Genomic DNA, 25,812 nt, shown 5'->3' on the forward strand with positions numbered 1-25,812 from the left:
TCAAGCGCCAGCCGCGCGGCGATCGGTCGGGCGCCAGCCGCGCGGTGGTCGGTCAGGCGTCGGCTCGGGCGGCTAGGGCGTCCACCAGGCGGCGGGCCGAGCCGGCCAGGTTCCACCGTCCGGCCAGGTCGAGCAGCCGCTCCGGATCGACCGGGGCGGTCGGCAGCGCGGTGGGCAGCTCCGGCAGTGGCACGTCCAGGGCGACCCGGACCACCGTCGGCGCCACGGCCAGGTAGTCGCGGGCCGCGGCCAGCTTGGTGCGCAGGCCCGGTGCGAAGGACGAGTCGGAGTCGTCCAGCGCGGCCAGGATGCCGGCGATGCTGCCGTACCGCTCGATGAGCCGGGCGGCGGTCTTCTCACCCACGCCGGCGACCCCGGGCAGCCCGTCGCTGGGGTCGCCCCGCAGTGCGGCGAAGTCGGCGTACCGGTCGGCCGGGACGCCGTAGCGTGTCCGCACCGCGGCGTCGTCGCAGTCGTCCAGCTTGGCGACGCCGCGCCCCACGTAGAGCAGCCGGACCGGCCGGGTGTCGTCGATGAGCTGGAACAGGTCCCGGTCGCCGGAGACCACCTCGACCGGGCCGGGCTGGGTCACCGAGAGCGTGCCGAGCACGTCGTCGGCCTCGTAGCCGGTCGCGCCGACCGCGGTGATGCCCACGGCGGTCAGCACCTCCAGGATCATCGGCACCTGCGGGGAGAGCGTGTCCGGGACGATCTCGCCGCCCTGCGGGGCCACCCGGTGCGCCTTGTACGACGGCAGCAGGTCGACCCGCCACGCCGGGCGCCAGTCGTAGTCGAGGGCGCAGACCATCCGGTCGGCGCCCCGCACGCGAATCAGGGTGGCGAGCATGTCGAGGAAACCGCGCACCGCGTTGACCGGGGTGCCGTCCTCGGCCTTGGCGGCGGACTCCGGAATGCCGAAGTAGGCCCGGAAGTAGAGGCTCGCTGCGTCGATCAGCAGGATCGGGGGTCGGTGTGCCACGCCGGACAGCCTGGCACAGCCGTCCGACGATCCGGGGTACCCCCGGCCGCCCGGTGCTGTCAGCGCTGGTCGTCGTGCCGGTAGACGGTCTCCCGCCGGGCCAGGTGCTGCACGACGTAACTGGTTACCAGCAGCAGGATCGCCACCAGCACCTCGACCCAGGCCGCGACGCCGTCGGCGACGGTGAGCCCGATGATCAGCAGAGCCAGGCCGACGAGCGCGAGGACTCCCGCCCACAGTTGGCGGCGACGGCGTGTCGCCGCCCGGTTCGCCTCGTTCCCTGCCACGTCGGTCCTCCCGGTCGGGGTCGCCCGCGCGGGACCCCGATCCCAGGCTAGGGCCGCGGGGGACGCGCCGGGCCGGAAAACGACCGTGCGGGCTGGTCGCCGCGCGGCGCAGACTGCCGGTATGGCGTTTCTTCCCGGCCTGACGTTGGCCCGTCGCTACCACGACGAGGTGGTCGCGCCGATCCTGCGCCGCCGGTGTCCCGACCTGCCGTACGCGGCCGGACTGCTCGACGGCGGCTCGGAGCTGCTCGGCCTGGACACCGTGCGGTCCACCGACCACGACTGGGGGCCACGCGTGCAGCTGTTCGTCCCGGCAGCCGAGGCGGCCCGGGTCCCCGCGCTGCGCGCCGCGCTCGACGCCGAGCTGCCGGTGGAGTTTCTGGGTTGGCCGACCCGTTTCGTCGGCGAGGACGGGCGGCTGGGCGTCTCCGACCCGGCGGGCAGCCGGCACGGGGTCGACGTCGCCGAACTGGCCGGCTGGTGGCGCGACCGGCTCGGCTTCGACCCGGCCGCCGGGGTCACCACGGCGGACTGGCTCGCCACCCCGACCCAGCGGCTGGCGGAGGTGACCGGCGGCGCGGTCTTCCATGACGGTCTCGGTGGGGCGCTGACGGCCCGGCGTACGGCGGTCAGCTGGTATCCGACGGACGTGTGGCGCCACGTGCTCGCCTCCGCCTGGACCCGGATCGCCCAGGCGGAGCACCTGCCCGGCCGGTGTGCCGAGGTCGGTGACGAGCTGGGCAGCCGGGTGGTGACCGCCGGGCTGGCCCGGGATCTCATGCGGCTCGGTCTGCTGCTGCACCAGCGTTGGCCGCCGTACGACAAGTGGCTCGGCACGGTCTTCGGCCGGCTGGACGATGCCGAGCCGGTGGTCGTGGCGCTGGCCGACGCGCTCGGCCCGGGCGACTGGTCGCGGCGTCAGGCGGGGCTGGTCGAGGCTCTGGAGACGGTGGCCCGATGGACCGACGAGACGCGTCTCGCGGTGCCGGTGCGCGCCCGGGCGCGGCCGTTCCACAGCCGCCCGTTCCTGGTGCTGCGTGCCGAGCGGATCGCCGCCGCGCTGAGTGCCGCCGTGACCGACCCGGCGCTGCGTACCCGGCCGCTTGTGGGCGCGGTCGACCAGTACGTGCACAGCGTCGATGTCCTCACCGACGCGGCCCGGGTGCGCCGGATCGCCGGCAGCGTCTGATCAGCCGCCCGGTCAGCGACCCCCGACACCGACCGCCGACCCGACCATGCTGGTCGTGCCGGCGGTCCACCAGCGCCAGAACACCCCGGCCCGTTCGTCGACGTGCATGTCGCCGTCCCCCGTTCGCCGAGCCAGCGCGTTCCAAACTGGAACGGACTATAGTCGGAGCGGGAGCAACGGAGGTAGCGGGTGCGGCGAGAGGATCTTGCCGATGCGGACTGCGGCATCGCGCAGGCGCTCGGCGTACTGGGGGACTGGTGGACGTTCCTCATCGTGCGCGACGTCGCCGGCGGGACGACCCGCTTCGACGCGTTGCAACGCGAGCTGGGCGTCAGCCGACGGGCACTGACCGAGCGCCTCGGCGCGTTGGTCGAGCACGGTGTGTTGGAGCGCCAGCCGTACTCACGACACCCCCCGCGCTACGACTACCTGCTCACCGCGAAGGGCGAGGGGCTCCTACCGGTGCTGATCGCCCTGCAGGACTGGGGGACGAGGCACCTGATGGGTGATGGAGAGTTGACCGCGACGGCCGACGCCGGGTCTGCCGAGGCGCGCCGGGCACACGACCTGATCGGGCGGCGGTTGCCCGAGGCCGTGCTGCCGGGTGCCGACGGTCAGCCGGTGTCGGTGGCCGCGACGGGCGCGTGGAGCGTCCTCTACCTCTTCCCCGGGGCGTACGCGCCGGGGACGCAGGGCTATCCGCCGGCCTGGTCGGAGATCCCCGGTGCCCGGGGCTGCACCCTCGAATCGACCACCTACGCGAAGCGGCACCCGGACTTCCAGGCCGCCGGGGTACGGGTCTACGGGATCAGCACGCAGCGACCGGACCAGCTCGCCGACTTCTCCGCGTACGCCGGGCTGCCGTTTCCGCTGCTGTCCGACCAGGACGGCCGGCTGGCCGCAGGGCTGCTGCTGCCCGTCTTCCGCGCCGGCGGGATGACCCGGTTCAAGCGGCTGACGCTGCTGGTCGACCCGCAGGCGGTGGTGCGAGCCGTGCAGTTCCCGGTCACCGACCCGGCCGGCTCGGTGGAGGAGATGCTCACCCTGGCTCGCGAGCACGCAGCGATCCCCGGCTGACGCGGGGGCGTCGACCGGGGATCGTTGCGTCCGAACCGTCAGGCCGGGAGCGTCCAGCGCTGGTTGGCGCCGGCGAAGCAGTCCCAGATCTGCAGCCGGGTGCCGTCGGCGGAGCTGTTGTCGCTGGCGTCCAGGCACTTGTTCGACTGCGGGTTGCGCAGCGTGCCGTTGGACTGCGACTGCCAGACCTGCGCGCCGCTGCCGTTGCAGTCCCAGAGCTGGATCTTCGCGCCGTTGGCGGTCGAGCCGCTGGTGATGTCGGCGCACTTGCCGAGGGCGCGCAGCGTGCTGTCGCTGGCGACGGTCCAGGTCTGCGCGTTGGTGCCGTTGCAGCCCCACAGCTGGATGGGGGCGCCGTTGGCGGTGCTCGCCGAGGCCACGTCGACGCACTTGCCGCCGATGCCGGTGATCCGCCCGGTGCGGCCGGTCGGCGGCGGGGTGGTGCCACCCATGATCGTGTCGTACATCGCGCTGACCAGCGAGGTCGAACCGGTGGTGTCCTGCGACAACTCCCAGTTCATCACGCCGCCGGCGTTGGCGAGTGCCCACTGCGTCTTGCGCTTGACCGTCGGGATGCCGTTGTAGCACTGCTGGGCGCCACCGGCCGTGGTGCAGTCCCGGTTGGCGTTGGCCGGGTCCAGCGCGACCAGTGCCGAGTAGGTGAAGTAGCCGGGGCGGCTGTAGAACGGGATGCCGAGCACGGCCTTGCTGGCCGGTAGGCCCCGGGCCTTCCACAGGTTGATGCTGTTGATCGACCAGTCGTAGTTGGCGTGCGGGCTGCCGCCGTCGTACGCCATGATGTTGAGCCAGTCGACCTGGTTGAACACGGCCGTCTGCACGCCGTCGACGGAGTAGCCCTCGCTGACCACGGCGGCGGTGAGCAGCTTGCCGCGGCTGTGCATCGCGCTGCCGAGCTGCGTCATGAGCGCCGTGTAGTTGTTGGCCGAGGCGCCCGGGTCGGGGTATTCCCAGTCCATGTCGACGCCGTCCAGGTTGTACTGGTTGACGAAGTTGACCAGGTTGTTGACGAAGGTGCTCCGGCTGCCGGAGTTGGCGGCCAGGGCCTCGAAGGCCGAGTCGTTGCCGTCGTTCCAGCCGCCGACGGCGATCGACACCTTGACGTTGTTGGCGTGCGCGAGGGAGACCAGCGAGGAGAGCTTGCTCGGGTTCTCGACCGCACGCAGGCTGCCGTCGTTGTTGGGCAGCACGAACGCGTAGTTGATGTGGGTGAGCTTGTTGTACTGGATGGTGTTGACGTTGCCGGCCCAGGAGGGCATGTAGCCGACGCTCTTGAAGTTGTTCGGCAGCACCACGGCCTGCGCGGCGGTGGGGGTGATGGCGAGGGTGGCGCCGGCGGTGGCCAGCGCGAGGAGGCCGGCGGTGAGGGCGCGGCGCAGTGGTGAGGACATCGGGGGCCTTCCCGTGGGCGGGGGACGACGCCCACCCGCGCAGGGTTGTCGCGGGCGGGAGGTGCGGGGGGACGCAGGGACGGGTGGGCCTCGAGGCAGCCAAATCTTAAAGAGTGTTAACTGTGCGCGTCAATCAACGTCGATGGATTTTCCGACGATCGGTGTCGATATGGGGTTTGCCCAAACGACCGTTAAGCTGACGGGGTGGGAATCGACGAGCTGTATCCGCCGGATCGGCTGATCGCCGCGCAGCGCGCCACCGCCGCCGCCGGCCTGGACGCCCTGCTGCTCACCCCGGGCTCCGACCTGCGCTACCTGACCGGCTACGACGCCCACGCGGGGGAGCGGCTGACCTGCCTGGTGCTGCCCGCCGAGGGCGAGCCGACCCTGATCGTGCCCCGGTTGGAACGCCCGGCGGCGGAGGCGTCCCCCGCGCCCGCCACCGGGGTCCGCATCGTCGACCACGTCGACGGCACCGACCCGTACCCCCTGGTGGTCGCCGCCCTCGACGGCCCGCCGGCGGCGGTGGGGCTGGCCGACCGGATGTGGGCCGAGCAGGTCCTCGCGCTGCGCGCCGCGCTTCCCGGCGCAACGCAGCGGCTGGCCGGGGAGGTGCTGCGTGATCTGCGGATCCGCAAGTCCTCCGCGGAGGTGGCGGCGCTGGCCGAGGCCGGTGCGGCCATCGACGAGGTGCACCTGCGGATGGGCGAGTGGCTGCGCCCCGGCCGCACCGAGGCCGAGGTCGCGACGGACATCGCCGCGGCGATCCGGGCCGCCGGGCACGTCAGCGTCGACTTCGTCATCGTGGCGGCCGGCCCGAACGGGGCCAGCCCGCACCACGGCACCTCGGACCGGCCGATCGGCGTCGGAGAGCCGGTGGTGGTCGACATCGGCGGCACGATGCCCTCGGGCTACCGCTCGGACTGCACCCGCACCTACCTGGTGGGCGGGCCCGCGCCGGCCGACTTCCTGGACTACTACACGGTGCTGCGCGACGCCCAGCGCGCGGCGGTCGCGGCAGTGCGGCCCGGGGTCACCGGCGCGGCGGCCGACGCCGCGGCGCGGGAGCCGATCGCCGCCGCCGGCTACGGCCCCGCGTTCCTGCACCGCACCGGGCACGGCATCGGTCTCGACGGTCACGAGGAGCCCTACCTGGTGGCCGGCAACGACCAGCCCCTGGAGGCCGGCATGGCGTTCTCCATCGAACCGGGGATCTACCTGGCGGGCCGACACGGCGCCCGTATCGAGGACATCGTCGTCTGCACAACGGACGGCGTGCAACGGCTCAACACCACCCCCACGGAGCTCATCGCGCTATGACTGTCGACCGGATTCTCCCCACCGACGAGGCCCACGACCTGCTGGGTCTCGCCACCGAGCTCGCCGACCGCGAGCTCGCGCCGAAGGCCGCCGCCTTCGAGGAGCGCGCCGAGTTCCCCCGCGAAGTGCTGCGTACCCTCGGCCGGGCGGGCCTGCTCGGGCTGCCCTACCCCGAGGAGTACGGCGGCGCGGCCCAGCCGTACGAGGTGTACCTGCAGGTGCTGGAGATCCTGGCCAGCCGGTGGCTCGCGGTCGCCGAGGCGGTCAGCGTGCACACCCTGTCCTGCTACCCGGTGGCGGCGTTCGGCAGCGACGAGCAGCGCAAGCTGTTGCCGGACATGCTCGGTGGCGAGTTGCTGGGCGCATACTGCCTCTCCGAGCCGCAGGGCGGCTCCGACGCGGCGTCGCTGAGCACCCGGGCTGTCCGGGACGGGGACGCGTACCTGGTCTCCGGCACCAAGGCGTGGATCACGCACGCGCGGACCGCCGACTTCTACAACGTCTTCTGCCGCACCGGGGGCCCCGGCCCGAAGGGGATCTCCTGCCTGCTCGCCGACGCGGGCACCCCCGGCATCGCCCCGCAGGCGGCCGAGCGGACGATGGGTCTGCGCTCCTCCCCGGTGGCGCAGATCGCCTTCGACGAGGCACGGGTGCCGGCCGACCGGCTGATCGGCGGGGAGGGTGTGGGCTTCACCATCGCCATGTCCGCCCTGGACTCCGGCCGGTTGGGCATCGCGGCGTGCGCGGTCGGGCTGGCCCAGGCGGCCCTGGACTACGCGGTCTCCTACGCCCGGGAGCGGCAGCAGTTCGGTCGGTCCATCATCGATTTCCAGGGCCTCGGCTTCCTCCTGGCCGACGCGGCCACCCAGATCTCCGCCGCCCGTGCGCTGACCCTCGCGGCGGCCCGGTTGCGGGACGCGGGTCGCCCGTACGCGATCGAGGCGGCCAAGGCGAAGCTCTTCGCCACCGACATGGCGATGCGGGTGACCACCGACGCGGTGCAGGTGCTCGGCGGCGCGGGTTACGTGGCCGATCACCCGGTGGAGCGGTACATGCGTGAGGCCAAGGTGTTGCAGATCGTGGAGGGCACCAACCAGATTCAGCGTCTGGTGATCTCCCGGGCGCTCGCTCAGGGCTGAGGACGGCGCGTGGTGGTGGGGCTGCGGTGGTTCGCCGTGGCCCACCGCCCGCGTGGCCGCGTCGGGTGCTGCGTCGCAGTCGGGCGGTTTTCCCGGTAGGTTGCACGCCGTGGAGGAGATCGACCGCGCTATCGTCGCCGCGCTGACCGCCGACGGCCGTCTGTCGTACACCGACCTGGCCGAGAAGGTGGGCCTGTCGGTGTCCGCGGTGCACCAGCGGGTGCGCCGGCTGGAGCAGCGCGGGGTGATCAAGGGGTACGCCGCCCGGGTCTCGTTCGAGGCGCTGGACCTGCCGCTGACCGCGTTCGTGGCGATCCGCCCGTTCGACCCGTCGCAGCCGGACGACGCGCCGGAGCGGCTGTCCCACCTGCCCGAGATCGACTCCTGCTACTCGGTGGCGGGGGAGGACTTCTACATGCTGCTGGTGCGGGTGGCCAGTCCGGCCGACCTGGAGCGGGTGTTGCAGGAGATCCGCACCTCGGCGAACGTCACGACGCGGACCACTGTGGTGCTGTCCACCCCGTACGAGAACCGGCCGCCGAAGATCAGTGCCGCGGTGCCGGGTCGGTCGCGGTCCCGGGCGCCGGAGGAGCCGGCTGGTTCCACCGCAGGATGACCTGTCGGCCGTGCTCGTGACCGAGTGCGCTGACCGTGGCGGTCTCCAGGCGGAGTCGTCCGCCGGCGGACGGGGGCAGGCCGATCCAGCGGGCGCCGAGCACCCGCAGACTGTGCGCGTGACCGACCAGCGCGACGGTGCCGCGGTCGAGCAGCGGCGTGACGCGGGCCAGCACCCGGTCGAGCCGTTCGCCCACCTGCGCGGGTGACTCGCCGCCGGGGCAGCCGTCGGTCCAGATGTTCCAGTGCGGCTGGTCGGCGTGGATGTCGACGGTGGTGCGGCCCTCGTACTCGCCGTAGTTCCACTCGCTGAGGTCCTCGTCGACGGCGTCGACGGTGAGGCCGGCCAGCTGCGCGGTGCGCAGCGCCCGGGAGCGGGGGCTGGACAGCACTGTCACGAAGCGCCGGCCGGCCAGGAACGCGGCGAGGGTGCGCGCCTGTCGCTCGCCGTCGGGGGTCAGCTCCAGGTCGGTGTACGAGGTGTGCCGCAGGCTGGCGCTCCAGGTGGTTTCGCCGTGCCGGATCAGCAGGAGCTCTCCCATGCGGCCAGTTAACCACCGTGGCCGGTGCCGGCATGCGACCCTCCCTCAACCTATCTTCCTAGGATGCCTTAGCGGGTGTGCCGACCGGCACCGCCGGTTTCGGCACCGGGAGAGCGGGCAAGCGTGCGGGGACAATCGCCAGACCGAGGAGGCGCGATGAGCTTCACCGAGAAGGCAAAGAACAAGGTCGAGCAGATGGCGGGCGCCGCGCGGGAGCGCATGGGCGACATGACCGACAACGAGCGGATGCGTGGCGAGGGCGCCAGCCAGCAGAGCGACGCGCGCGCCAAGCAGGCCGGTCAGAACGTCAAGGACGCCGGTCGCAACGTGAAGGACTCCTTCAACAAGTGACCTGAGCGGTTCACGGGTCCCCGGGCGCATCGTCGCCCGGGGACCCGCTGTGTGTGGCGGCTAGTCTCGCCGGGTGACAGTGCTCCGTTCGCTGGTGTTGTTCGCGTTGGCCGCCCTGGCCGAGATCGGTGGCGCCTGGCTGATCTGGCAGGGCTGGCGGGAGCATCGTGGCCTGTGGTGGATCGCCGCCGGGGTGGTCGCGCTGGGCTGTTACGGGTTCGTGGCGACGTTCCAGCCGGATGCGAACTTCGGCCGGATCCTGGCCGCGTACGGTGGGGTGTTCGTGGCCGGTTCGTTGGCCTGGGCGATGGTGGTGGACGGCTTCCGCCCGGACCGGTGGGACCTGACCGGCGCGGCGTTCTGCCTGCTCGGCGTCGCGGTCATCATGTACGCGCCGCGCGGGGGTTCCGCCTGACCCGCGCAGTGGCTGCGGGCGGTCGGTGACCTCGCGGGCGGGCGGTGTTTCTCTGGCAAGCGATATACCTCAGAGTCATATTTATGCCTCTGAGGTATATCGCTGACCGGAACGGCACCGCTGGGGCGGGCCTGGGACACGCGCCCACGAGCCCTCACGACAGCACGCGCGGGACAGTGAAACGCATTCGCGTCTGCGATGATCTCCGGCGTGATCCGAGCTGGGCTTCGCCCGTTTCTTGGCGTACTGGTTGTGGCGGCCATCCTCGGCAGTGCCGGGTGCGAAGCGTCCCGGATGCCGCCCTCGGACCAGCCGGTCTTCGTCGGCTCGTCCGCCTCGTCGAGCCCATCCACGCCTTCCGTCGCGCCGTCCGTCGGTGTCCCGTCGCCGCCGGCGGTTGCCTCGGTGCCGGGCACGACGCCGACTGGGACCAGGGCGCCGGTGGTGGACCACGGGCCGCGGACCGGTAACAAGGTCGCGTTGACCTTCGACGCGGACATGACCGACGGGATGCTGGCCAACCTGCGTGCCGGTCGGGTGAAGTCGTACGCCAACCTGCGCATCCTCGACCTGCTGGAGCGCGACGAGGTGCCGGCCACGTTCTTCCTGACTGGCAAGTGGGTGCAGCGGTACCCGGACGTCACCCGGCGGATCGCCGACAATCCGCGATTCGAGTTGGCCAACCACACCTACGGGCACGCGGCGTTCACCGGCGACTGCTACGACCTGCCCTCGCAACCGGTGAACGAGTTGCGCGGCGATGTGGCGAAGACCTTCGAGGTGATCAAGCCGTACGGGGGTCGGCAGACCCGGTACTTCCGCTTTCCGGGGCTCTGCCACGACGCTGCGACGCTGGACGCTCTGGCGCCGCTGGGCGTGACGGTCGTCGACGGGGATGTGGTCAGCGGTGATCCCTTCGCGACCGCGTGGAAGCCGCTGGTGCGGGCGGTGCTGGACCACGTTCGCCCGGGGTCGGTGGTGATCATGCATGTGACCGAGGCGAACGCCGCGATGACCGATGAGGCGTTGCCGCACATCCTGGCCGGGTTGCGTGAGCGAGGGCTGGTGCCGGCGCCGTTGTCCGAGGTGCTGGGCGGCGCCTGAGACGGCACGGTCCGTGTCGGTTCCGACGGCGCGCGTCCGGTGGGGTGTCACGGTTGGGGTCCCACCGGACATGGAGTGAATGTGAGCTCCGGGATAGAACAGGACGAGGACCGCTTCCGACGGGTGTACGCCGACGATTTCGAGTCGCTGCTGGCGTACGCATTGCGGCGTGTCGCACATCCGGAAGACGCGGCCGACGTGGTCGCGGAGACCTTCCTGGTGGCATGGCGTCGCCGGCAGGACATTCCGATCGCCGGTGCGACCCGGCTGTGGCTGTACGGGGTCGCCCGGCGTGTGCTGGCCAATCATCACCGTGGTGGCGTTCGCCGGCAGCGCCTCGGTGAGCGGTTACGCCAGCAGATTGCCGCGTCGGTGGCCGATCCGGGAAGTGAGGTGCCGGAGCGCCTTGCCGTTCGGGCGGCGTTGGCGGGTCTGGCCGAGGTGGACCGGGAGGTGCTGATGCTCACCGTGTGGGAGGGGCTGCAACCGCATGAGGTCGCCTCAGTGCTGGGGGTGTCTCCTGCGGCGGTCCGGACGCGGCTGGCGCGGGCGCGGACGAGGTTGCGGGGGTTGGTTGGTGACGATCCGGGGCCGCCCGGACATGTACTCGACGTGCTGACCACATCCACCCGCAAGGAGGACTGATGACCACAGAGGAGCGTGTCGACCAGCTGGTTCGGGATTCCGACCCGGGTGGGCTCGGGATGATGGGGGACCTCGGCGGGGTGAAGGACACCCTCCTGGAGGACATCATGTCCGAGTCGTTGGTCCGGCGAAGCGTCGGGATGCCGTCGCGGCGGTTGTGGGTGCGTCGCTTCGCGGGCGTCATGACGGCGGCGGCCGTGCTCCTGAGCATCGTGCCGGCGTCCATGGCGTTGCGGGGGCAGGGCGAGGACGACGGGGTCTCTCCGATCGTCAGCGCGGGTGCGGGAGCCGGGGCCGTCTTTTCGCCGTTGGCGATGGAGGCGGCGGAGAGGAGCCCGCGGTTGCTGATCGATCAGGCCGGTTGGACGGTCGTGGCCCTGTCCGAGTTCTCCGAGAACTATGGCGTGGTCAGGTTTCGCCGGGGTGGGCGGGAACTTGAGATGAACTGGTATCCGGCGTACGTGTACACGGACCGGTATGCCGGTCAGCGCGATGCGGGGCCGGGGAAGTCGGTGCGGGTGGACGGTTGGCCGGCTGATGTGTTCCAGGGCCTCGATGGTGACTTCACTGTGTTGTTGCGTCCCCGCGACAACGTGGTCGTGGAGATGAAGACCACCGGGAACTGGTCGCGTAAGGAACTGGACCGGGTTCTCGCGGACATCGTTCGGGTGGACGCGCGGACCTGGTTGGCCGTTCTTCCGGCGGAGATGGTCATGCCGGTGCGGGAGCGGGCGGCGAAGGTGCTCGCCGACGTGCCGCTGCCGCCGGGGTTCGATATGGCTGCGCTGGAGGAGATCGGGGTGAGCGACCCGTACCATTTCAACGTGGGGGTGACGTCCCGGGTGGGTTGCGGGTGGATCGCTGAGTGGCAGCGGGCGAGGTCGAGCGGGGACGAGGCCGGGGTGCGGCGGGCCGCCGACGCGTTGCGGAGCAGTCACGGGTGGCGGGTGCTGCGGGACATGGACAAGGCCGGCGACTGGCCGGAGGTGTTCTGGGAGTACGCCGACGAGATCGCGGCCGGGACGTTGCGGGCCAGCTATTCGCAGGGTCTGGGCTGCGCCTGACCACGGAGTGCGCGACACCCCCGGGGTGGTTTCCCCGGGGGTGTCGTCGTCGGTGGGTCAGTCGTCGCGGTGGTCGTTCCACCACTGCTGGCCGTCGGCGGGCAGGGTGTCGATCGGGTCGTAGTAGGCGTAGCGCTTGTTGAGCGCCTCCAGGTCGGCGGACTCGATGGAGGTGCGGTAGTTCTTCGTCCAGTAGGAGATGCCGCGTTCGCGGTCGTAGTCGGTGAGCATGTGCACCCAGCGCTTGCCGACGAAGGGGACGTCGCAGACGATCCGGGGGGTGGCGTAGCCGGGGAGGTAGCCCATGATGTCGTGCTGGAGCTGCTGGGCGTGCCAGACGGGGACCCGCCAGTGTTCGGCGTTGGGGATCATGTCGCACATGTAGAAGTAGTACGGCAGGATCCCGGCTTCGCCCTGGAGCGCGAAGCAGAGGTCGAGCAGCTCGGGGGTGGTGGCGTTGACGCCGCGCATGAGCACGCCCTGGTTGCGGACGTCGCGGACGCCGACGTCGAGGGCGGTCTGGGCGGCTTTGGCGACCAGTGGGGTGAGCGACTGGGCGTGGTTGACGTGGGTGTGGATGGCGAGGTTGACGCCTCGGCGGGCGGCGGTGCGGGCGACGCGTTCGAGGCCCTGGACGACGTCGGGCTGGAGCCAGTGCTGGGGGAGGCCCATGAGGGCCTTGGTGGCGAGCCGGATGTCGCGGACCGTCTCCAGTTCCAGCAGTCGCATGAGGTACGACTCGAGGTTGCGCCAGGGGACGTTGGCGACGTCTCCGCCGGAGACGACGACGTCGCGGACGCCGGGGTGGGCCTTGAGGTATGCGATGTGGGCGTCGTAGCGGTCGACGGGCTTGAGGGTGAGCTTGAGTTTGTCGACGGCGGGGGTGGAGTTGCCGACGAGGTCCATCCGGGTGCAGTGCCCGCAGTACTGGGGGCAGGTGGAGAGCAGCTCGGCGAGGACCTTGGTGGGGTAGCGGTGGGTGAGGCCTTCGGCGACCCACATGTCGTGCTCGTGCAGGCTGTCGCGGCTGGCGTAGGGGTGTGACGGCCAGTCGGTGCGGCGGTCGGAGGCGACCGGGATCATGTAGCGGCGGATGGGGTCGGCGAGCAGCGCCTCGGTGGTGAGGGGCGCGAACGGCACCATCGTGTTGATCATTTGTGGTGGCACCAGCATCGACATGGTGGCCAGGGCCAACTGGTCGGCCTCGAGGTCGGTGTAGAAGGTGTCGTCGATGAGGTCGCCGAAGACGGCGCGGAGCTGCTTGATGTTCTTGACGCAGTTGACGCGCTGCCACTGGGCGGATTCCCACTGGTCGCGGGTGACGTGGCGCCAGCCGGGGAACCGGGTCCAGTCGGGTTCGACCAGGGGGCGGCGGTGGTATTCGTAGGGCTGCCCGGCGGTCGGTACGGCGACCGGGGCGTGACGGGGTTGAGGGATGGTCTCAACCGGTTGGGTCTGGGTCACGGCCCCTCCTCGGTGTTGCGGCTGATCATCGAAGCCCGAAGGCTACTGGAAAATATTCGGTACAGAAACTAGTCTGCCGTAAGTTTTCCCGTTACGCGAGCCTTGACCGGGGCTTCGAGCGGCTGGACAGGGGAGGTCGGCGTGACGTCACCGGTGGGACTGCACCGCGTCGTGCAACCGGCGGGGGTGCTGCCGCAGGCGGCGTGGCGCCTGGACGCGTCGGCGGCGATCGCGCCGAACGAGGTGCGGATCCGGGTGCAACGGCTGAACCTGGACGCGGCGAGCTTCCGGCAGTTGTCGGAGAAGCACGGCGGCAACGGCGACGCGGTGCGCGCCGAGGTGCTGGAGATCATCTCCACCCGGGGGAAGATGCAGAACCCGGTGACCGGTTCCGGCGGGATGTTGATCGGCACGGTCGAGGAGGCCGGTCGGCGTTCCCCGCTCGGGCTCAAGGTGGGGGAGCGGGTCGCGACCCTGGTGTCGTTGACGCTGACCCCGCTGGTGGTGACCGACGGGCTGGCGCGGTGGGACGGGCGCAGCGAGCAGGTGCCCTGTGACGGGTGGGCGATCCTGTTCGCCCGTTCCATCGCCGCGGTGCTGCCCGACGACGAGGACCCGCAGTTGTCCCTGGCGGTGCTGGACGTGTGCGGGGCGCCCGCGCTGACCGCGCGGGTGGTGTCGCGCTACGTGGAGGACCGTCGTCGCGTCGGTGATCCGACGCCGGTGCGGGTCGCGGTGATCGGCGGGGCGGGCAAGAGCGGGTCGCTGTCCCTCGCCGCGGCGCGGCGGGCGGGCGCTGCGCGTACCGTCGGGGTGGTGCCGGTGGCGGCCGAGCGCGACGCGCTGACGGCCGCCGGCCTGGCCTCGGTGGTGGCGTTGGCCGACGCGCGGGACCCGGTGGGGTTGTCCACGGCGGTGACCACCGCCCTGGGGGCTCCGGCGGACGTCACAGTGGTGTGCGTGGACGTGCCGGGGTGTGAGCACGGCGCGGTGCTGGCCACCGCGGACGGCGGCACGGTGATCTTCTTCTCGATGGCGACGAGTTTCTCCGCGGCGGCGTTGGGCGCGGAGGGGCTGGCGGCGGACGTGACGATGCTGGTGGGCAACGGGTACGTGCCGGGGCACGCGGAGCTGGCGTTGGGGCTGTTGCGGGCCGAGCCGGGGGTGCGTCAGCTGTTCACGGCGCGGGTCGCGGCAGACTGAGGTCATGACGAACCCCTCGACGTTGTACCGCGGCGGCGTGCTGCACTGCCCCGCCGACCCGAGCGCCACCGCGCTGCTGGTGTCCGGTGGGCGGATTGCCTGGTTGGGGACCGACGGTGACGCGCCGCCGGCCGACCGGGTGGTGGACCTGGATGGGGCGTTGGTGACGCCGGCGTTCGTCGACGCGCACGTGCACGCCACCGACACGGGGTTGGCGTTGTCGGGGCTGGAGTTGTCCGGGGTGCGCTCGGCGGCGCAGTTGCTCGACGCGGTGGCCGGGTTCGCGGCGGGCCTGCCGGCGGACGCGGTGCTGCTGGGCCACGGCTGGGACGAGTCGGGTTGGTCGGATGCGACGTTGCCGGACGCGGCGGCGTTGGATCGGGCGGCCGGGGGTCGGCGGGTGTACCTGTCGCAGGCGTCGATCCACTCGGCGTTGGTGTCGTCGGCGTTGCTGGCGGCGTGCCCCGAAGCGGCCGACGCGGCGGGGTACGACGCGTCGGGGTGGTTGCGGCGCGACGCGCACCACGTGGTGCGGGCGGCGGCGCAGGCGTCGGTGAGCCGGGCGCAGCGGGTCGCCGCACAACGGGCCGCCCTCGCGCACGCGGCGTCGTTGGGGATCGCGGCGGTGCACGAGTGCGGCGGTCCGGACATCTCCGACGAGGAGGACTTCACCGGGCTGCTGGGCATCTCCGGTGCGGGGTTGCCGGAGGTGTACGGGTACTGGGGTGAGCTGGGTGGCGCCGCCCGTGCCCGGGAGTTGGGTGCGGTGGGCGCCGGAGGTGACCTGTTCGCCGACGGGGCGTTGGGTTCGCGTACGGCGCACGTGTCGCAGCCGTACGGCGACGGTGACGACTGCGGGCACGGGTACCTGACGGCCGAGCAGGTGCGTGATCACTTGCTGGACTGCGCGGCGCACGGCATGCAGGGCGGTTTCCACGCGATCGGTGACGCGGCGATCGGCACCGTCCTGGACGGTTTCGCGGCGGCAGCGGAGTCGCTGGGTGTGGAGCGCCTGCGGGCGGCCCGGCACCGCATCGAGCACGCGGAGATCATGAACAAGCGGTTGATCGCGCGGTTCGTGGAGTACGGGGTCGTGGCGAGCATGCAGCCGGCGTTCGACCGGCTGTGGGGTGGCGCGGGCCGGATGTACGAGGCGCGGCTGGGGTTGGACCGGTCGTTGGAGTCCAACCCGATGGGTGCGATGCACTCGGTGGGTGTGGCGATGGCGTTCGGGTCGGACTCGCCGGTGACGCCGCTGGACCCGTGGGGTTCGGTGCGGGCGGCGGTGTCACACCACAACCCGGCGCAGCGGATGAGTGTGCGGTCGGCGTTCGCCGCGCACACCCGGGGTGGGTGGCGGGCGGTGCACCTGGACGTCGAGGGGGTCCTCGCGTTGGGTGCGCCGGCGACGTTCACGGTGTGGTCGACGCCCGCGGGGGTGGAGCGGGGCCTGCCGGTGCTGCTCGCCGAGGACCCGGAGGAGCGGGGTCCGGACGACCCGACGCCGTTGCCGGTGTGCCGGCGGCTGGTGCTGCGCGGTGAGGTCATCTATGAGGAAGGGTCATCATGACCGGGAAGCTTGATCTTGATCCGGTGCTGGTGGCGCGGGCGCGCGAGTTGGCGCGCCGGGCCGGGCAGCCGGTGGTGGACCTTGCCCGCAGCCACACCACGGTGTCGGTGGAGCGGGCGGTGCTGCGGCTGGCCGGGGTGAGCGGCGCCGACCCGGACGGCATTCCGTGGGTGAACCGGCTCGTCGACGCCGTCGTCGCGGACGTCGGGTTGGGTCACGGGGTGGCGGTGCCGGTGTTCGACGCCCTGGCCCGCGAGGGCATCACCGATGTGACGTTGCTGGCGCAGAAGGCCGCGGCCGGGTCGGTGCGCTTCGCGCTGCCCACCGGGCGGGCCGCGACGACTGCACGGTCGGCGGCGCGCAGGTCCGTCGGGGCGGGTATCCGGCGCATCGACCGGCGGCGCGCCGAGCGGGACCGCCTCATCAAGCGGCACGGGGACCCGAAGCAGCGGCCGTGGATCTACCTGATCGTGGCGACCGGCGACATCTACGAGGACATCCCGCAGGCCCAGGCTGCCGCCCGGGCGGGCGCGGACGTGATCGCGGTGATCCGCTCCACCGGGCAGTCGCTGCTGGACTACGTGCCCGAGGGCGCGACCCGGGAGGGTTTCGCCGGCACGTACGCCACGCAGGAGAACTTCCGGCTGATGCGCGCGGCGTTGGACGAGTCGTCGAAGGAGTTGGGCCGCTACGTGCGGTTGACCAACTACGCGTCCGGGTTGTGCATGCCGGAGATGGCGACCCTGGCGGGCCTGGAACGGCTCGACATGATGCTCAACGACTCGATGTACGGGATCCTGTTCCGCGACATCAACCCGGTGCGCACGTTCGTCGACCAGCGGTTCTCCCGGCAGGTGCACGCCCGCGCCGGGATCATCATCAACACCGGTGAGGACAACTACCTGACCACCGCGGACGCCGTGGACGAGGCGCACACGGTGACGGTGTCGCAGCTGCTCAACGAGTTCTTCGCGCACGAGGCGGGGTTGGCGGACTGGCAGTTGGGGCTGGGGCACGCGTTCGAGATCAACCCGGAGGTTCCGGAGTCGTTCCGCCTGGAGTTGGCGCACGCCCTGCTGGCCCGGGAGTTGTTCCCCGAGGCGCCGCTGAAGTGGATGCCGCCGACGAAGCACATGACCGGTGACGTGTTCCGGGGCAACCTGCTCGACGGGTTCTTCAACCTGGCGGGCGCACTGACCGGTCAGGGCATCCTGCTGGTGGGGATGATGACCGAGGCGGTGGTGACGCCGTGGTTGTCCGACCGGGACATCGCGTTGCAGAACGTGCGGTACGTGTTGGGCGCGGCCGGTGGGCTGCACGAGGACTTCGTGCCGGCGCCCGGCGGGTTCATCCGCCGCCGCGCCAACCAGGTCCTCGGTGAGGCCCTGGACCTGCTGGAGCGCATCGGGGAGCAGACGCTGCTCACGGCCATCGCCGAGGGCACCTTCGGGATCATGAAGCGGCCCGCGGACCGGGGCAAGGGCCTCGCCGGGGTCGCCGCGCACGAGGCGGACTACTGCAACCCGGCCACCGACATCCTGGAAGGGGACGCGGCATGAGCGCCGCCGACGCCGCGAAGAAGATCGTGCGGCCGTACGGGGACACCACCGGCGACGGGATGGTGCAGGTGTCGTTCACGCTGCCGGTGAGCCACGACAAGCGGGCCGAGGGCGCGGCGGTGCAGTTGGCCAACCGGATGGGCATCGACCCGGCGATGGTCGTGCACGCCAAACCGATGGGCGACGAGTTCACGTTCTTCGTGGTCTACGGGCGGGTCAACCACCTGGTCGACCTCAACGCGGTGCAGGTCGTGGAACGCGACTTCGCGCTGCTGTCGGCGAAGGACGTCAACACGGTGATCAAGCAACGGTTGCGGCGCAAGCTGTCCGTGGTCGGGGCGTGCATCGGCACCGACGCGCACACCGTGGGCATCGACGCGATCCTCAACGTCAAGGGCATCGCGGGGGAGAAGGGCCTGGAGTACTACCGGGAGTTGAAGGTCACCAACATGGGCGCGCAGGTCAGCGTGCCGGAGCTGGTGGAGACCGCCCGGGCGGAGAAGGCCGACGCGGTGCTCGTGTCGCAGGTGGTCACCCAACGCGACGCGCACCTGCACAACACCCGGGAGATGTCCGCCGCGTTCCGGGAGGCGATGCCCGCCGGGCGGCGGCCGCTGCTGATCGTCGGCGGCCCCCGCTTCGACGAGACGATGACCGACGAGTTGGGCGTGGACCGCATCTTCGGTCGCGGCACCACTCCCGGCGAGGTGGCCAGCTACCTCGTGCACGCCCTGATCACGCAACGGAAGGCGATGGCATGACCGACGCAAGGCTCGGGTTGACCGTGACGCACCGGCGGTACGTGCCGTACTCGCACGCCCACTACGCCGGCAACCTCGTCGACGGGGCGTACGCCCTCGCGTTGTTCGGTGACGTCGCCACGGAGGTGTGCATCCGCACCGACGGCGACGAGGGTCTGTTCGCCGGGTACACCGACGTGCGGTTCACCGCTCCCATCCGCGCCGGTGACGTGATCGAGGTGACCGCCCAGGTGTCGCGGGTGGGCACCCGCAGCCGCACCCTGGAGCTGTCCTGCGCGGTGGTGTGCCGGGGCCGCCCGGAGCGCTCCGAGTCCGCCGCCGAGGTCCTCGACCCGCCGATCGTGGCGGTCACCGCGACCGGCACCGTGGTCGTTCCCGCCGGCTCGTGACCCTGGCGGTCTGCGCGGACGTCGGGTCCACGTACACCAAGGTGGCGGTGGTGGACCTGGCCGCCGGTGTGCTGGTGGGAGCGGCGGCGGCGCCGACCACCGTGGGCACCGACGTGTTGCACGGCCTGGACGCCGCGGTCGCGGCGGCCACCGACGGGCTCGGGGTGCGCGACGTGCCGTGGTACGTCTGCTCGTCGGCCGGTGGTGGGTTGCGGCTGGCCGTGATCGGCTACGAGCCGCTGGTCACCGCGCAGGCGGGCCGGCGGGTCGGGTTGTCCGCCGGTGCGCACGTGGTGCACGTGGCCGCCGGTCGGTTGGGCGCGGCGGACCTGGCGGCGTTGCGGGCGGCCCGACCGGACGTGGTGCTGCTGGTCGGTGGCACCGACGGCGGTGACGCCGAGACGATCACCCACAACGCGACCCGCCTGGCCCGTGCCCGGTGGCGGGTGCCGGTGGTGTACGCGGGCAACGCCGACGTCCGCGCGGAGCTGACCGGGCTGCTGGAGGCCGCCGGGGTGCCGGTGACGGGCGCGGAGAACGTCCTGCCGCGCATCGGGGTGCTCGCCCCGGCGTCGGCGCGGGCGGCGATCCGCGCGGTGTTCCTGCGCCACGTCATCGGGGGGAAACGACTGTCGAGGGGCACCCGGTTCGCGCGGCTGGTACGCGCGGCCACCCCCGACGCGGTCCTCACCGGTGTGGAGGTGCTCGCCGACACCATCGGCGGTGACCTCGCCGTCGTCGACGTGGGCGGGGCCACCACCGACGTGTACTCGGTGCTCACCCCCGACGAGCGGGCCACCGGCCCGGCGCGGGAGGTCGCCGGCAGCCTCTGGCGGGCCCGCACGGTGGAGGGTGACCTGGGCATGCGGTGGAGCGCCCCCGGGGTGCTGCGCGCCGCCGTCGAGGAGCGGCTGCTCACCCCGGACGAGTCCGAGGAGCTGACGGACGCGGCGGCCCGCCGGGCGGCCGACCCGGCGTTCCTCGCCGTCGACGACGTCGAGCGGGCCGTGGACCGGCGGATCGCCACCCTCGCGGCGACGGTGGCGTTGCGGCGGCACGCGCGGGGCGCCGCCACCGGCGAGCGGGCCGGGCGGGACCTGCGCGACGTGCGGTTGATGGTGGGTTCCGGTGGGGTGCTGCGGCACGCGCCGGCGCAGGCGTCCGCGCAGGTGCTGGCGGCCGTCCTGGCCGACCACGCTGGCGGGTGGGCGTTGCCGCGGGCCGCCTCCGCCGTGGTCGACGCCGACTACGTGCTGGCCGCCGGAGGGCTGCTCGCCGAGGAACACCGGGCCGCGGCGGGGGCGCTGCTGCGTCACCATCTGCGGACGCATTGAGACTCGCCGACCCGACACGCCGTGGCGCAACACACGACAGGCCGGGGGTGGGTTGACAAGCGACGGGGGTTGGCACGTACCGTCTTTGAGTCCTACCACGGGAAGCGGCTGTTGTTCGCTTCGTCCCTTCGTCCGCTGGCCGAGCGACATTTTTGAGCGTCATCGTCGCGGCGGCCAGGTCCAGCGGGCGGGGGTCGGCGGGGCGGCGCGAACCGGCCGCGGTTACCGGTGTACGGGCAGGGTGAGGTGCACGGCCAGTAGACAACGGCCCGGCGGGGGCAGCCAGTCCGCGTCCGGTCGGTCCGAAGGTCGTCGTACCCCATCCTCGCCACACCGGCCGGGAAGGGCCTGGGAGCATCGGGGCGCGGCGTGAGCCGCGCCCCGATTTCATGTCCGTCGGGTGGTTCGTGCCCGGCGGCCCGATGCGGCTGCTCCGGCCGCCGGCCAGGTAGCCTTCGCCCCGTGATCGAGGTGAAGCGGTGACGATTCTGGACCGGGACGAAACCCACAGCCCGGCGGCGCCGAGTCAGCCGGTCGTGACCGGTCGGCCGCTGCCGCTGCGGTTCGCCGTGCCCCTGGCCGTGGCCGCCGGCCTGGCCCTGCTGGTGGCGTTCCCCCCGTACGGGGTGTGGCCGCTGGCCCCGGTCGGGGTGGCGTTGCTGGCCGCCGCCGCGCACCGGCGGCGGTTGCGCGCCGGCGCCGGCCTGGGCTTCCTCACCGGGGTGGCGCTGTTCGCCCCACTGCTGGCCTGGACGAACCTGCACACCGGCTACCTGCCGTGGGTGCTGCTGTCGCTGCTGCAGGCCGGCTACCTGGCGCTGCTGGGCGCGGCCACCGCCTGGGTGTCGCCGCTGGCCGACCGCGTCCGCTGGACGTGGCCGGTGCTGACCGGGCTGCTGTGGGTGGGGCAGGAGGCGCTGCGGGACCGCACCCCGTTTGGCGGGTTCCCGTGGGGGCGGTTGGCGTTCAGCCAGGACACCTCACCGCTGCTGCGCCTGGCCGCGTTGGGCGGCGCGCCGCTGGTGACCTTCGCGGTGGCGCTCGTCGGCGGGTTGCTGGTCACCGCCGCCTGGCGTGGCTGGGCCGCCGCCCGCCCATCGCCCGCTGAGGGCTCCCAGGACGCTGACGGCGCGCAGGGGGTCACCTCGGCACGTCGGTGGGCGCCCGTGGCCGTACCGGCCGCCGTGGCGGTCGCGCTGACCGCCGGGGGCCTGCTCGTGCCGGTCGCCACCGCCGGGTCGGGCGCCACCACCACCGTGGCCATCGTGCAGGGCAACGTGCCGCGCCTGGGCCTGGACTTCAACGCCCAACGGCAGGCGGTGCTCAACAACCACGTCGACGCCACCATCGAGCTGGCCGGTCGGGTCGCCGCCGGGCAGGAACGGCAACCCGACCTGGTGGTGTGGCCGGAGAACTCCAGCGACATCGACCCGCTGCGCAACCCCACCGCCGGTGCCCGGATCTCCCAGGCCGCCGACACCATCGGCGCGCCGATCCTCGTCGGGGCGGTGCTGCTGGGCCCCGGTGTCGGGCAGGTCCGCAACGCGGGCATCCTGTGGCGCCCCGGCACCGGCGCGGACCTGGACCAGCTGTACACCAAGCGGCACCCCGTGCCGTTCGCCGAGTACGTGCCGCTGCGCGACGTGGCCCGGATGGTCAGCAAGCAGGTCGACCTGATCCGCAGCGACTTCGTGCCCGGAAGCACCCCGGGCGTGGTACGCGCCGGCCCGGCCGTGCTCGGTGACGTGATCTGCTTCGAGGTCGCCTACGACGAGGTGGTCCGCGACACCGTCACCGGTGGCGCGCAGCTGCTGGTGGTGCAGACCAACAACGCCACCTTCGACGTGGCGGAGGCCCGCCAGCAGATGGCCATGGTGCGGCTGAGGGCGGTGGAACACGGCCGGCCGGCGTTGATGGCCTCCACGGTCGGCGTGTCCGGGTTCGTCGCACCCGACGGGCGGGTAAGCGATGCCACCGGGTTCAACACCCGGGAGGTCGTGGTGCGGCAGGTGCGGCTCGACGACGGTCGTACCCTCGCCACCCGCCTCGGCTGGTGGCCGGAGGTGGCGCTCGCCGCGTTGGCCGCGGCGGCCCTCATCGGCGCGGCGGTGCTGCGCCGCCGGCAGCGGGTCATGTCCGGATAGCAACAGCCGGTACGCCGGCGGGAGCGGAGGAACCGTGATCCAGGCGACCGATACGATCCGACGCCCGGACGAGGTGCCCGGTGTGGGCCGGGTGCTGGTGGTGATCCCCACCTACAACGAGGCCGACAACATCGCCGCGATCGTGGGCCGGGTCCGACGCGCCGCCCCGGCGGTGCAGATCCTCATCGCCGACGACAACAGCCCCGACGGCACCGGCGCGATCGCCGACGCCCTCGCCGACGGCGACGCGCACGTGCAGGTGCTGCACCGCCACGGCAAGCAGGGCCTCGGCGCGGCGTACCTGGCCGGGTTCGGTTGGGCGCGGGAGCGCGGCTACCAGGCGGTCGTGGAGATGGACGCCGACGGCTCGCACGCCCCGGAGGACCTGCCGGCGCTGCTGGACGCCGCCCGCGACGCCGACGTGGTGATCGGGTCGCGGTGGACCAGCGGCGCGCGGGTGCTCAACTGGCCGCTGCGGCGGCTGCTGCTGTCGCGCTGCGGCAACCTGTACGCGCGCCTCGCGCTGGGCATGCCCGTCTCGGACGCCACCGGCGGCTACCGGGTGTACCGGATCAGCGCGTTGGACGCCATCGACCTGGAGTCGGTGACCTCCCAGGGCTACTCGTTCCAGGTGGAGCTGTCCCGGCTGGCGCACCAGGCCGGGGTGCGGATCGTGGAGGTCCCGATCACCTTCGCCGAACGGGAACACGGCGACAGCAAGATGAGCCCGAAGATCGTGGCCGAGGCGCTGTGGCGGATCACCGCCTGGGGCGTGCGGGACCGCCGCCAGGCGGTACGCCGAGGTCTGCACGGCACCGCCACCGGTCAGGCCCGGTGGCCGTGAGCGCGGCCGTGTCATGCTGGATGAGCGGGACACGTCCGTGGTGCCCGCGGGAATGGCGATGAGGTGAGATGCGCCGAGGACTGAGGTTCGTGCCGTTGGCCCTGTTGCTGGCGGTGGTGCTGGAGCTGGCGGTGTTCGTCGGTGTGGGGCGGGCGCTGGGGTTCGGCGTGGCCGTGCTGCTGGTGTTCGCCGCGTCCCTGCTGGGGCTGGTGCTGCTGCGCCGCGAGGGAATGCGCGCCTGGCGTGGTTTCCGCTCCGCCGCCGCGGCCGGACAGCCACCGGGTGGGCAGGTGACCGACGGGCTCGTCGGGTTGGCCGGCGCGTTGCTGCTGGCGGTGCCCGGCCTGGTCAGCGGCCTGGTCGGGTTGCTGCTGCTGGTGCCGCCGGTGCGTCGACTGGCCCGCGCCGGGGTGCGCCGTGCCACCGAGCGGCGGGTGTCGTCGATGGTCGCCGGTGACCTGTTCGGCCCGCGTACGGTGCGGGTGCGTCAGGGTGCGCCGCAACCGACGCCGCAACCGACCCCGCAGCCGGAGCAACCGGTCGTGGTCGACGGCGGGCGGGCCATCGAGGGAGAGATCGTCGAGCCCGGTCGCCACTGAGACCACCTGTACAGACACGACGGCGCCCCCGGGTTGTCCCGGGGGCGCCGTCGTTGTTCGTCGTGCGGCTCAGGCGCGGCCGCGGCGGGTCCGAACCTCCTGCAGGCGCTCCTCGAGGATGTCCTCCAGCTCGGCGATCGAACGCCGCTCCAGAAGCATGTCCCAGTGGGTACGCGGGGGCTTGGCCTTCTTCTGCTCCGGCTCGTTGCCGTCGACGAGTCGGGCGACGCTGCCGTCGAACTTGCACTCCCAGGTCATCGGGACCTCGGCGTCGACGGCGAACGGCACCTCGAACTGGTGGCCCTTGGCGCACAGGTACTCGCGGGTCTGACGCGGCGCGAGCTCCGTGTTGCGGTCGGATTCGTAGCTCACCGCGCCAAGGCGGCTTCCGCGCAGCATACGCTCGCCCATGATCGACTTCCCCTCGTTCGTGGTGCTGGTCTTCTGGGTGTAACGGTGTGTGCCCGTCGAGCCATTCCCGCCCGAGGGCGTGAGGCGTCCACGTGTGGGCCGGGACCAAGGGTAGCCGGCCGGGACGATCACCCGGTGAGGTGATCACCGGGCGGGTCGCAACGGGCTGTGTGTCCGCCGCCACCGGGGATGTTAACCGCCGAAGCGTAGCGAAGGTTGCGCGACGATCATCGGGTGGCGTCGTCGGGGGTGGCAGCGCCGAGGCGCGCCAGCGCCAACGCCAGGTCGCTGACCTGGTCGCCGAGCTGCGCCACCCGCCGCTGGGCCAGGTCCCGGTCGGTCTCGGCGGCGTCGAGTCGTACCGTCAGGGCGGTGAGGCGGCCCTCGGCGGTCGCCGCGGCCTGCCGGGCCGCGGTCAGCTCGGCGGTCAGCGTGTCCCGCTGGGAGACGGTGGCGGCCAGCTCCGCCCGCAGCCGCGCCGCGAACTCCGCGGCCTCCTGCCGGGCGTCAGCGGCCTGCACGGCCGCGACCTGCGCGCGGTCGCGGGCCCGGTCGGCCTGCTCCCGGGCGCGGGCGGCGTCGGCGGCCTCGGCGCGGGTCCGCGCGGCGTCGGCGCGGGCCTGCTCGATCTGGCGCCGCACGTCCTGCACCTCGGCCTGCCACCGCCCGGCCCGCTCGGTGGCCTCGGCGGCGGCCCGGGTGGCCCGCTCGGCGTCGGCGCGCGCCGCGTCGCGTTCCACGCTCAGGTCGGCCACCCGCTGCCGCTCGGCGTCGCGCTGCGCCCGCAGGTCGCGCACCTCGGCGCGGGCCTGGTCCCGGTCGCGTTCAGCCTGGGCGCGCAACGCCTCGGCGGCGCTGACGTCGTGGCGCGCCTGATCACGGGCGGCCTCGGCGCGCTGTGCCCGCTCGTCGGCGGCCGTGGACTGCCGGTGCGCCTGCTCGGCGCGCTGACGGGCGTCGTCGGCCTCGGCGAGGGCCGCCCGGGCCTGCTCGCGGGCGCGCGCCGCGTCGGCCGCCGCGTTCTCGGCGTCGTCGCGAGCCTCGTCGCGTTCGGTCTGCGCCGCCGCGACCTCGGTGGCGGCCTCCGCGCGAACCTGGGCGACCTGCCGCTGCACACCCACCGGGGACAACTCGGCGTGCAGCGACTCGGTCAACGTCTCGACGATCTGATCGAGGCGGTCCACCGCCTCCCAGGTGCGGGCCACCTGCCCGGGCAGGCCGGGGGCGTTGCGGTGCCGCATCCGGCTGTTGCGCGAGGCGCGCTGGCAGGCGCCGTCGTTGTCCCGGCAGTAGCGAAACGGCCGGCCCGCGCCGACACGCTGCGGCACCGGCGCTCCACAGTGGGCGCACGGGCGGGTTTCGGTGGTGGTGGGCTGGGCGTCCATCGAGGGCGAAGTC

The 25,812-nt window shown here is 72.5% G+C and carries 26 protein-coding genes; 19 read left to right on the top strand and 7 right to left on the bottom strand.

The features are described from left to right. Positions 1-52: 52 nt before the first annotated feature. Both GA0070619_RS12020 and GA0070619_RS12025 read right to left on the bottom strand, forming a co-directional pair. Complete coding sequence (locus GA0070619_RS12020) at positions 53-979, bottom strand: 5'-3' exonuclease (RefSeq protein WP_088948141.1); 927 nt, start codon at positions 977-979, stop codon at positions 53-55. Between the two features lie 59 nt (positions 980-1,038). Then, complete coding sequence (locus GA0070619_RS12025; RefSeq protein ID WP_088948142.1) at positions 1,039-1,266, bottom strand: hypothetical protein; 228 nt, start codon at positions 1,264-1,266, stop codon at positions 1,039-1,041. 121 nt (positions 1,267-1,387) lie between these two features. On the opposite strand from GA0070619_RS12025, the gene GA0070619_RS12030 reads away from it, so the two are divergent. Further along, the gene (locus GA0070619_RS12030; RefSeq protein ID WP_088948143.1) at positions 1,388-2,455 is read left to right on the top strand and encodes a DUF4037 domain-containing protein; all 1,068 of its coding nucleotides are present in this window, start codon (positions 1,388-1,390) and stop codon (positions 2,453-2,455) included. A gap of 189 nt (positions 2,456-2,644) precedes the next feature. Further along, positions 2,645-3,532 (top strand): winged helix-turn-helix transcriptional regulator, encoded by an 888-nt coding sequence (locus GA0070619_RS12035; protein WP_088948144.1) that lies wholly within the window; start codon positions 2,645-2,647, stop codon positions 3,530-3,532. Positions 3,533-3,570: 38 nt separating this feature from the next. Here GA0070619_RS12035 and GA0070619_RS12040 read toward each other — a convergent pair whose 3' ends face one another. Further along, positions 3,571-4,941, bottom strand: coding sequence for a glycosyl hydrolase family 18 protein (locus GA0070619_RS12040; RefSeq protein WP_088948145.1), 1,371 nt, complete (start codon positions 4,939-4,941; stop codon positions 3,571-3,573). 204 nt (positions 4,942-5,145) lie between these two features. On the opposite strand from GA0070619_RS12040, the gene GA0070619_RS12045 reads away from it, so the two are divergent. The 3 genes from GA0070619_RS12045 to GA0070619_RS12055 all read left to right on the top strand — a co-directional run bounded on the left by GA0070619_RS12045 (position 5,146) and on the right by GA0070619_RS12055 (position 8,016). Next, positions 5,146-6,261, top strand: coding sequence for a M24 family metallopeptidase (locus GA0070619_RS12045; RefSeq protein ID WP_088948146.1), 1,116 nt, complete (start codon positions 5,146-5,148; stop codon positions 6,259-6,261). Then, positions 6,258-7,400, top strand: a complete 1,143-nt coding sequence (locus tag GA0070619_RS12050; RefSeq protein WP_088948147.1) for an acyl-CoA dehydrogenase family protein — start codon at positions 6,258-6,260, stop codon at positions 7,398-7,400. Before GA0070619_RS12045 ends, GA0070619_RS12050 begins: the two co-directional genes overlap by 4 nt. Positions 7,401-7,509: 109 nt before the next feature. Further along, on the top strand, positions 7,510-8,016 hold the full coding sequence (locus GA0070619_RS12055; protein ID WP_088948148.1) for an Lrp/AsnC family transcriptional regulator: 507 nt from the start codon (positions 7,510-7,512) through the stop codon (positions 8,014-8,016). Here GA0070619_RS12055 and GA0070619_RS12060 read toward each other — a convergent pair. Then, a complete protein-coding gene (locus tag GA0070619_RS12060) occupies positions 7,946-8,557 on the bottom strand; it encodes a histidine phosphatase family protein (protein WP_088948149.1) in 612 nt (203 codons plus the stop codon). The two genes, GA0070619_RS12055 and GA0070619_RS12060, sit on opposite strands and share 71 nt — an antisense overlap. 156 nt (positions 8,558-8,713) lie before the next feature. On the opposite strand from GA0070619_RS12060, the gene GA0070619_RS12065 reads away from it, so the two are divergent. The 5 genes from GA0070619_RS12065 to GA0070619_RS12085 all read left to right on the top strand — a co-directional run bounded on the left by GA0070619_RS12065 (position 8,714) and on the right by GA0070619_RS12085 (position 12,136). Next, positions 8,714-8,908 (top strand): CsbD family protein, encoded by a 195-nt coding sequence (locus tag GA0070619_RS12065; protein WP_088948150.1) that lies wholly within the window; start codon positions 8,714-8,716, stop codon positions 8,906-8,908. A gap of 73 nt (positions 8,909-8,981) precedes the next feature. Beyond that, a complete protein-coding gene (locus GA0070619_RS12070) occupies positions 8,982-9,323 on the top strand; it encodes a YnfA family protein (RefSeq protein ID WP_088948151.1) in 342 nt (113 codons plus the stop codon). Positions 9,324-9,767: 444 nt separating this feature from the next. Next, positions 9,768-10,427, top strand: a complete 660-nt coding sequence (locus tag GA0070619_RS12075) for a polysaccharide deacetylase family protein (protein ID WP_231927387.1) — start codon at positions 9,768-9,770, stop codon at positions 10,425-10,427. 81 nt (positions 10,428-10,508) lie between these two features. Next, positions 10,509-11,072: an RNA polymerase sigma factor gene (locus GA0070619_RS12080; protein ID WP_088948153.1), complete on the top strand. Its 564-nt coding sequence runs from the start codon at positions 10,509-10,511 to the stop codon at positions 11,070-11,072. Continuing rightward, on the top strand, positions 11,072-12,136 hold the full coding sequence (locus GA0070619_RS12085) for a hypothetical protein (protein ID WP_088948154.1): 1,065 nt from the start codon (positions 11,072-11,074) through the stop codon (positions 12,134-12,136). Before GA0070619_RS12080 ends, GA0070619_RS12085 begins: the two co-directional genes overlap by 1 nt. A gap of 57 nt (positions 12,137-12,193) precedes the next feature. On the opposite strand, the gene GA0070619_RS12090 is transcribed toward GA0070619_RS12085, so the two are convergent. Then, on the bottom strand, positions 12,194-13,600 hold the full coding sequence (locus tag GA0070619_RS12090; protein ID WP_088948155.1) for a KamA family radical SAM protein: 1,407 nt from the start codon (positions 13,598-13,600) through the stop codon (positions 12,194-12,196). A gap of 141 nt (positions 13,601-13,741) precedes the next feature. Here GA0070619_RS12090 and kdd point away from each other — a divergent pair, with 141 nt between their 5' ends. From kdd to GA0070619_RS12135, 9 genes are all read left to right on the top strand, one after another. Then, positions 13,742-14,803, top strand: a complete 1,062-nt coding sequence (gene kdd / locus GA0070619_RS12095; RefSeq protein ID WP_088948156.1) for an L-erythro-3,5-diaminohexanoate dehydrogenase — start codon at positions 13,742-13,744, stop codon at positions 14,801-14,803. Between the two features lie 4 nt (positions 14,804-14,807). After that, on the top strand, positions 14,808-16,373 hold the full coding sequence (locus GA0070619_RS12100; protein ID WP_088948157.1) for an amidohydrolase: 1,566 nt from the start codon (positions 14,808-14,810) through the stop codon (positions 16,371-16,373). Continuing rightward, positions 16,370-17,932, top strand: a complete 1,563-nt coding sequence (gene kamD, locus GA0070619_RS12105) for a lysine 5,6-aminomutase subunit alpha (RefSeq protein ID WP_088948158.1) — start codon at positions 16,370-16,372, stop codon at positions 17,930-17,932. The genes GA0070619_RS12100 and kamD overlap by 4 nt, the downstream gene beginning before the upstream one ends. Continuing rightward, positions 17,929-18,693 (top strand): lysine 5,6-aminomutase subunit beta, encoded by a 765-nt coding sequence (gene kamE, locus GA0070619_RS12110; protein WP_088948159.1) that lies wholly within the window; start codon positions 17,929-17,931, stop codon positions 18,691-18,693. Before kamD ends, kamE begins: the two co-directional genes overlap by 4 nt. Next, the gene (gene kal, locus GA0070619_RS12115; RefSeq protein WP_088948160.1) at positions 18,690-19,082 is read left to right on the top strand and encodes a 3-aminobutyryl-CoA ammonia lyase; all 393 of its coding nucleotides are present in this window, start codon (positions 18,690-18,692) and stop codon (positions 19,080-19,082) included. The genes kamE and kal overlap by 4 nt, the downstream gene beginning before the upstream one ends. Beyond that, positions 19,079-20,416 (top strand): glutamate mutase L, encoded by a 1,338-nt coding sequence (locus GA0070619_RS12120; RefSeq protein WP_088948161.1) that lies wholly within the window; start codon positions 19,079-19,081, stop codon positions 20,414-20,416. The genes kal and GA0070619_RS12120 overlap by 4 nt, the downstream gene beginning before the upstream one ends. 479 nt (positions 20,417-20,895) lie before the next feature. After that, complete coding sequence (lnt, locus tag GA0070619_RS12125) at positions 20,896-22,560, top strand: apolipoprotein N-acyltransferase (RefSeq protein ID WP_088948162.1); 1,665 nt, start codon at positions 20,896-20,898, stop codon at positions 22,558-22,560. Between the two features lie 34 nt (positions 22,561-22,594). Next, a complete protein-coding gene (locus GA0070619_RS12130; protein WP_088948163.1) occupies positions 22,595-23,404 on the top strand; it encodes a polyprenol monophosphomannose synthase in 810 nt (269 codons plus the stop codon). A 68-nt stretch (positions 23,405-23,472) separates the two neighbouring features. Then, positions 23,473-24,003: an FxsA family protein gene (locus GA0070619_RS12135; RefSeq protein WP_088948164.1), complete on the top strand. Its 531-nt coding sequence runs from the start codon at positions 23,473-23,475 to the stop codon at positions 24,001-24,003. Between the two features lie 69 nt (positions 24,004-24,072). On the opposite strand, the gene GA0070619_RS12140 is transcribed toward GA0070619_RS12135, so the two are convergent. Next, complete coding sequence (locus tag GA0070619_RS12140; protein WP_030489777.1) at positions 24,073-24,414, bottom strand: RNA polymerase-binding protein RbpA; 342 nt, start codon at positions 24,412-24,414, stop codon at positions 24,073-24,075. 227 nt (positions 24,415-24,641) lie between these two features. After that, positions 24,642-25,799 carry a coiled-coil domain-containing protein gene (locus tag GA0070619_RS12145; protein WP_088948165.1) on the bottom strand — a complete coding sequence of 386 codons (1,158 nt, stop codon included), beginning with the start codon at positions 25,797-25,799 and terminating at the stop codon, positions 24,642-24,644. Between the last annotated feature and the right edge of the window lie 13 nt (positions 25,800-25,812).

The organism is Micromonospora zamorensis, from assembly GCF_900090275.1.
Taxonomy (GTDB): Bacteria; Actinomycetota; Actinomycetes; order Mycobacteriales; family Micromonosporaceae; genus Micromonospora; species Micromonospora zamorensis.

Bases quoted from the DNA above. Each gene is read 5' to 3' on its own strand.
- GA0070619_RS12030 (WP_088948143.1), top strand. From the start codon at position 1,388: ATGGCGTTTCTTCCCGGCCTGACGTTGGCCCGTCGCTACCACGACGAG.
- GA0070619_RS12040 (WP_088948145.1), bottom strand. From the start codon at position 4,941: ATGTCCTCACCACTGCGCCGCGCCCTCACCGCCGGCCTCCTCGCGCTG.
- GA0070619_RS12050 (WP_088948147.1), top strand. From the start codon at position 6,258: ATGACTGTCGACCGGATTCTCCCCACCGACGAGGCCCACGACCTGCTG.
- GA0070619_RS12060 (WP_088948149.1), bottom strand. From the start codon at position 8,557: ATGGGAGAGCTCCTGCTGATCCGGCACGGCGAAACCACCTGGAGCGCC.
- GA0070619_RS12065 (WP_088948150.1), top strand. From the start codon at position 8,714: ATGAGCTTCACCGAGAAGGCAAAGAACAAGGTCGAGCAGATGGCGGGC.
- GA0070619_RS12085 (WP_088948154.1), top strand. From the start codon at position 11,072: ATGACCACAGAGGAGCGTGTCGACCAGCTGGTTCGGGATTCCGACCCG.
- GA0070619_RS12100 (WP_088948157.1), top strand. From the start codon at position 14,808: ATGACGAACCCCTCGACGTTGTACCGCGGCGGCGTGCTGCACTGCCCC.
- kamD (WP_088948158.1), top strand. From the start codon at position 16,370: ATGACCGGGAAGCTTGATCTTGATCCGGTGCTGGTGGCGCGGGCGCGC.
- kamE (WP_088948159.1), top strand. From the start codon at position 17,929: ATGAGCGCCGCCGACGCCGCGAAGAAGATCGTGCGGCCGTACGGGGAC.
- kal (WP_088948160.1), top strand. From the start codon at position 18,690: ATGACCGACGCAAGGCTCGGGTTGACCGTGACGCACCGGCGGTACGTG.
- GA0070619_RS12135 (WP_088948164.1), top strand. From the start codon at position 23,473: ATGCGCCGAGGACTGAGGTTCGTGCCGTTGGCCCTGTTGCTGGCGGTG.
- GA0070619_RS12140 (WP_030489777.1), bottom strand. From the start codon at position 24,414: ATGGGCGAGCGTATGCTGCGCGGAAGCCGCCTTGGCGCGGTGAGCTAC.
- GA0070619_RS12145 (WP_088948165.1), bottom strand. From the start codon at position 25,799: ATGGACGCCCAGCCCACCACCACCGAAACCCGCCCGTGCGCCCACTGT.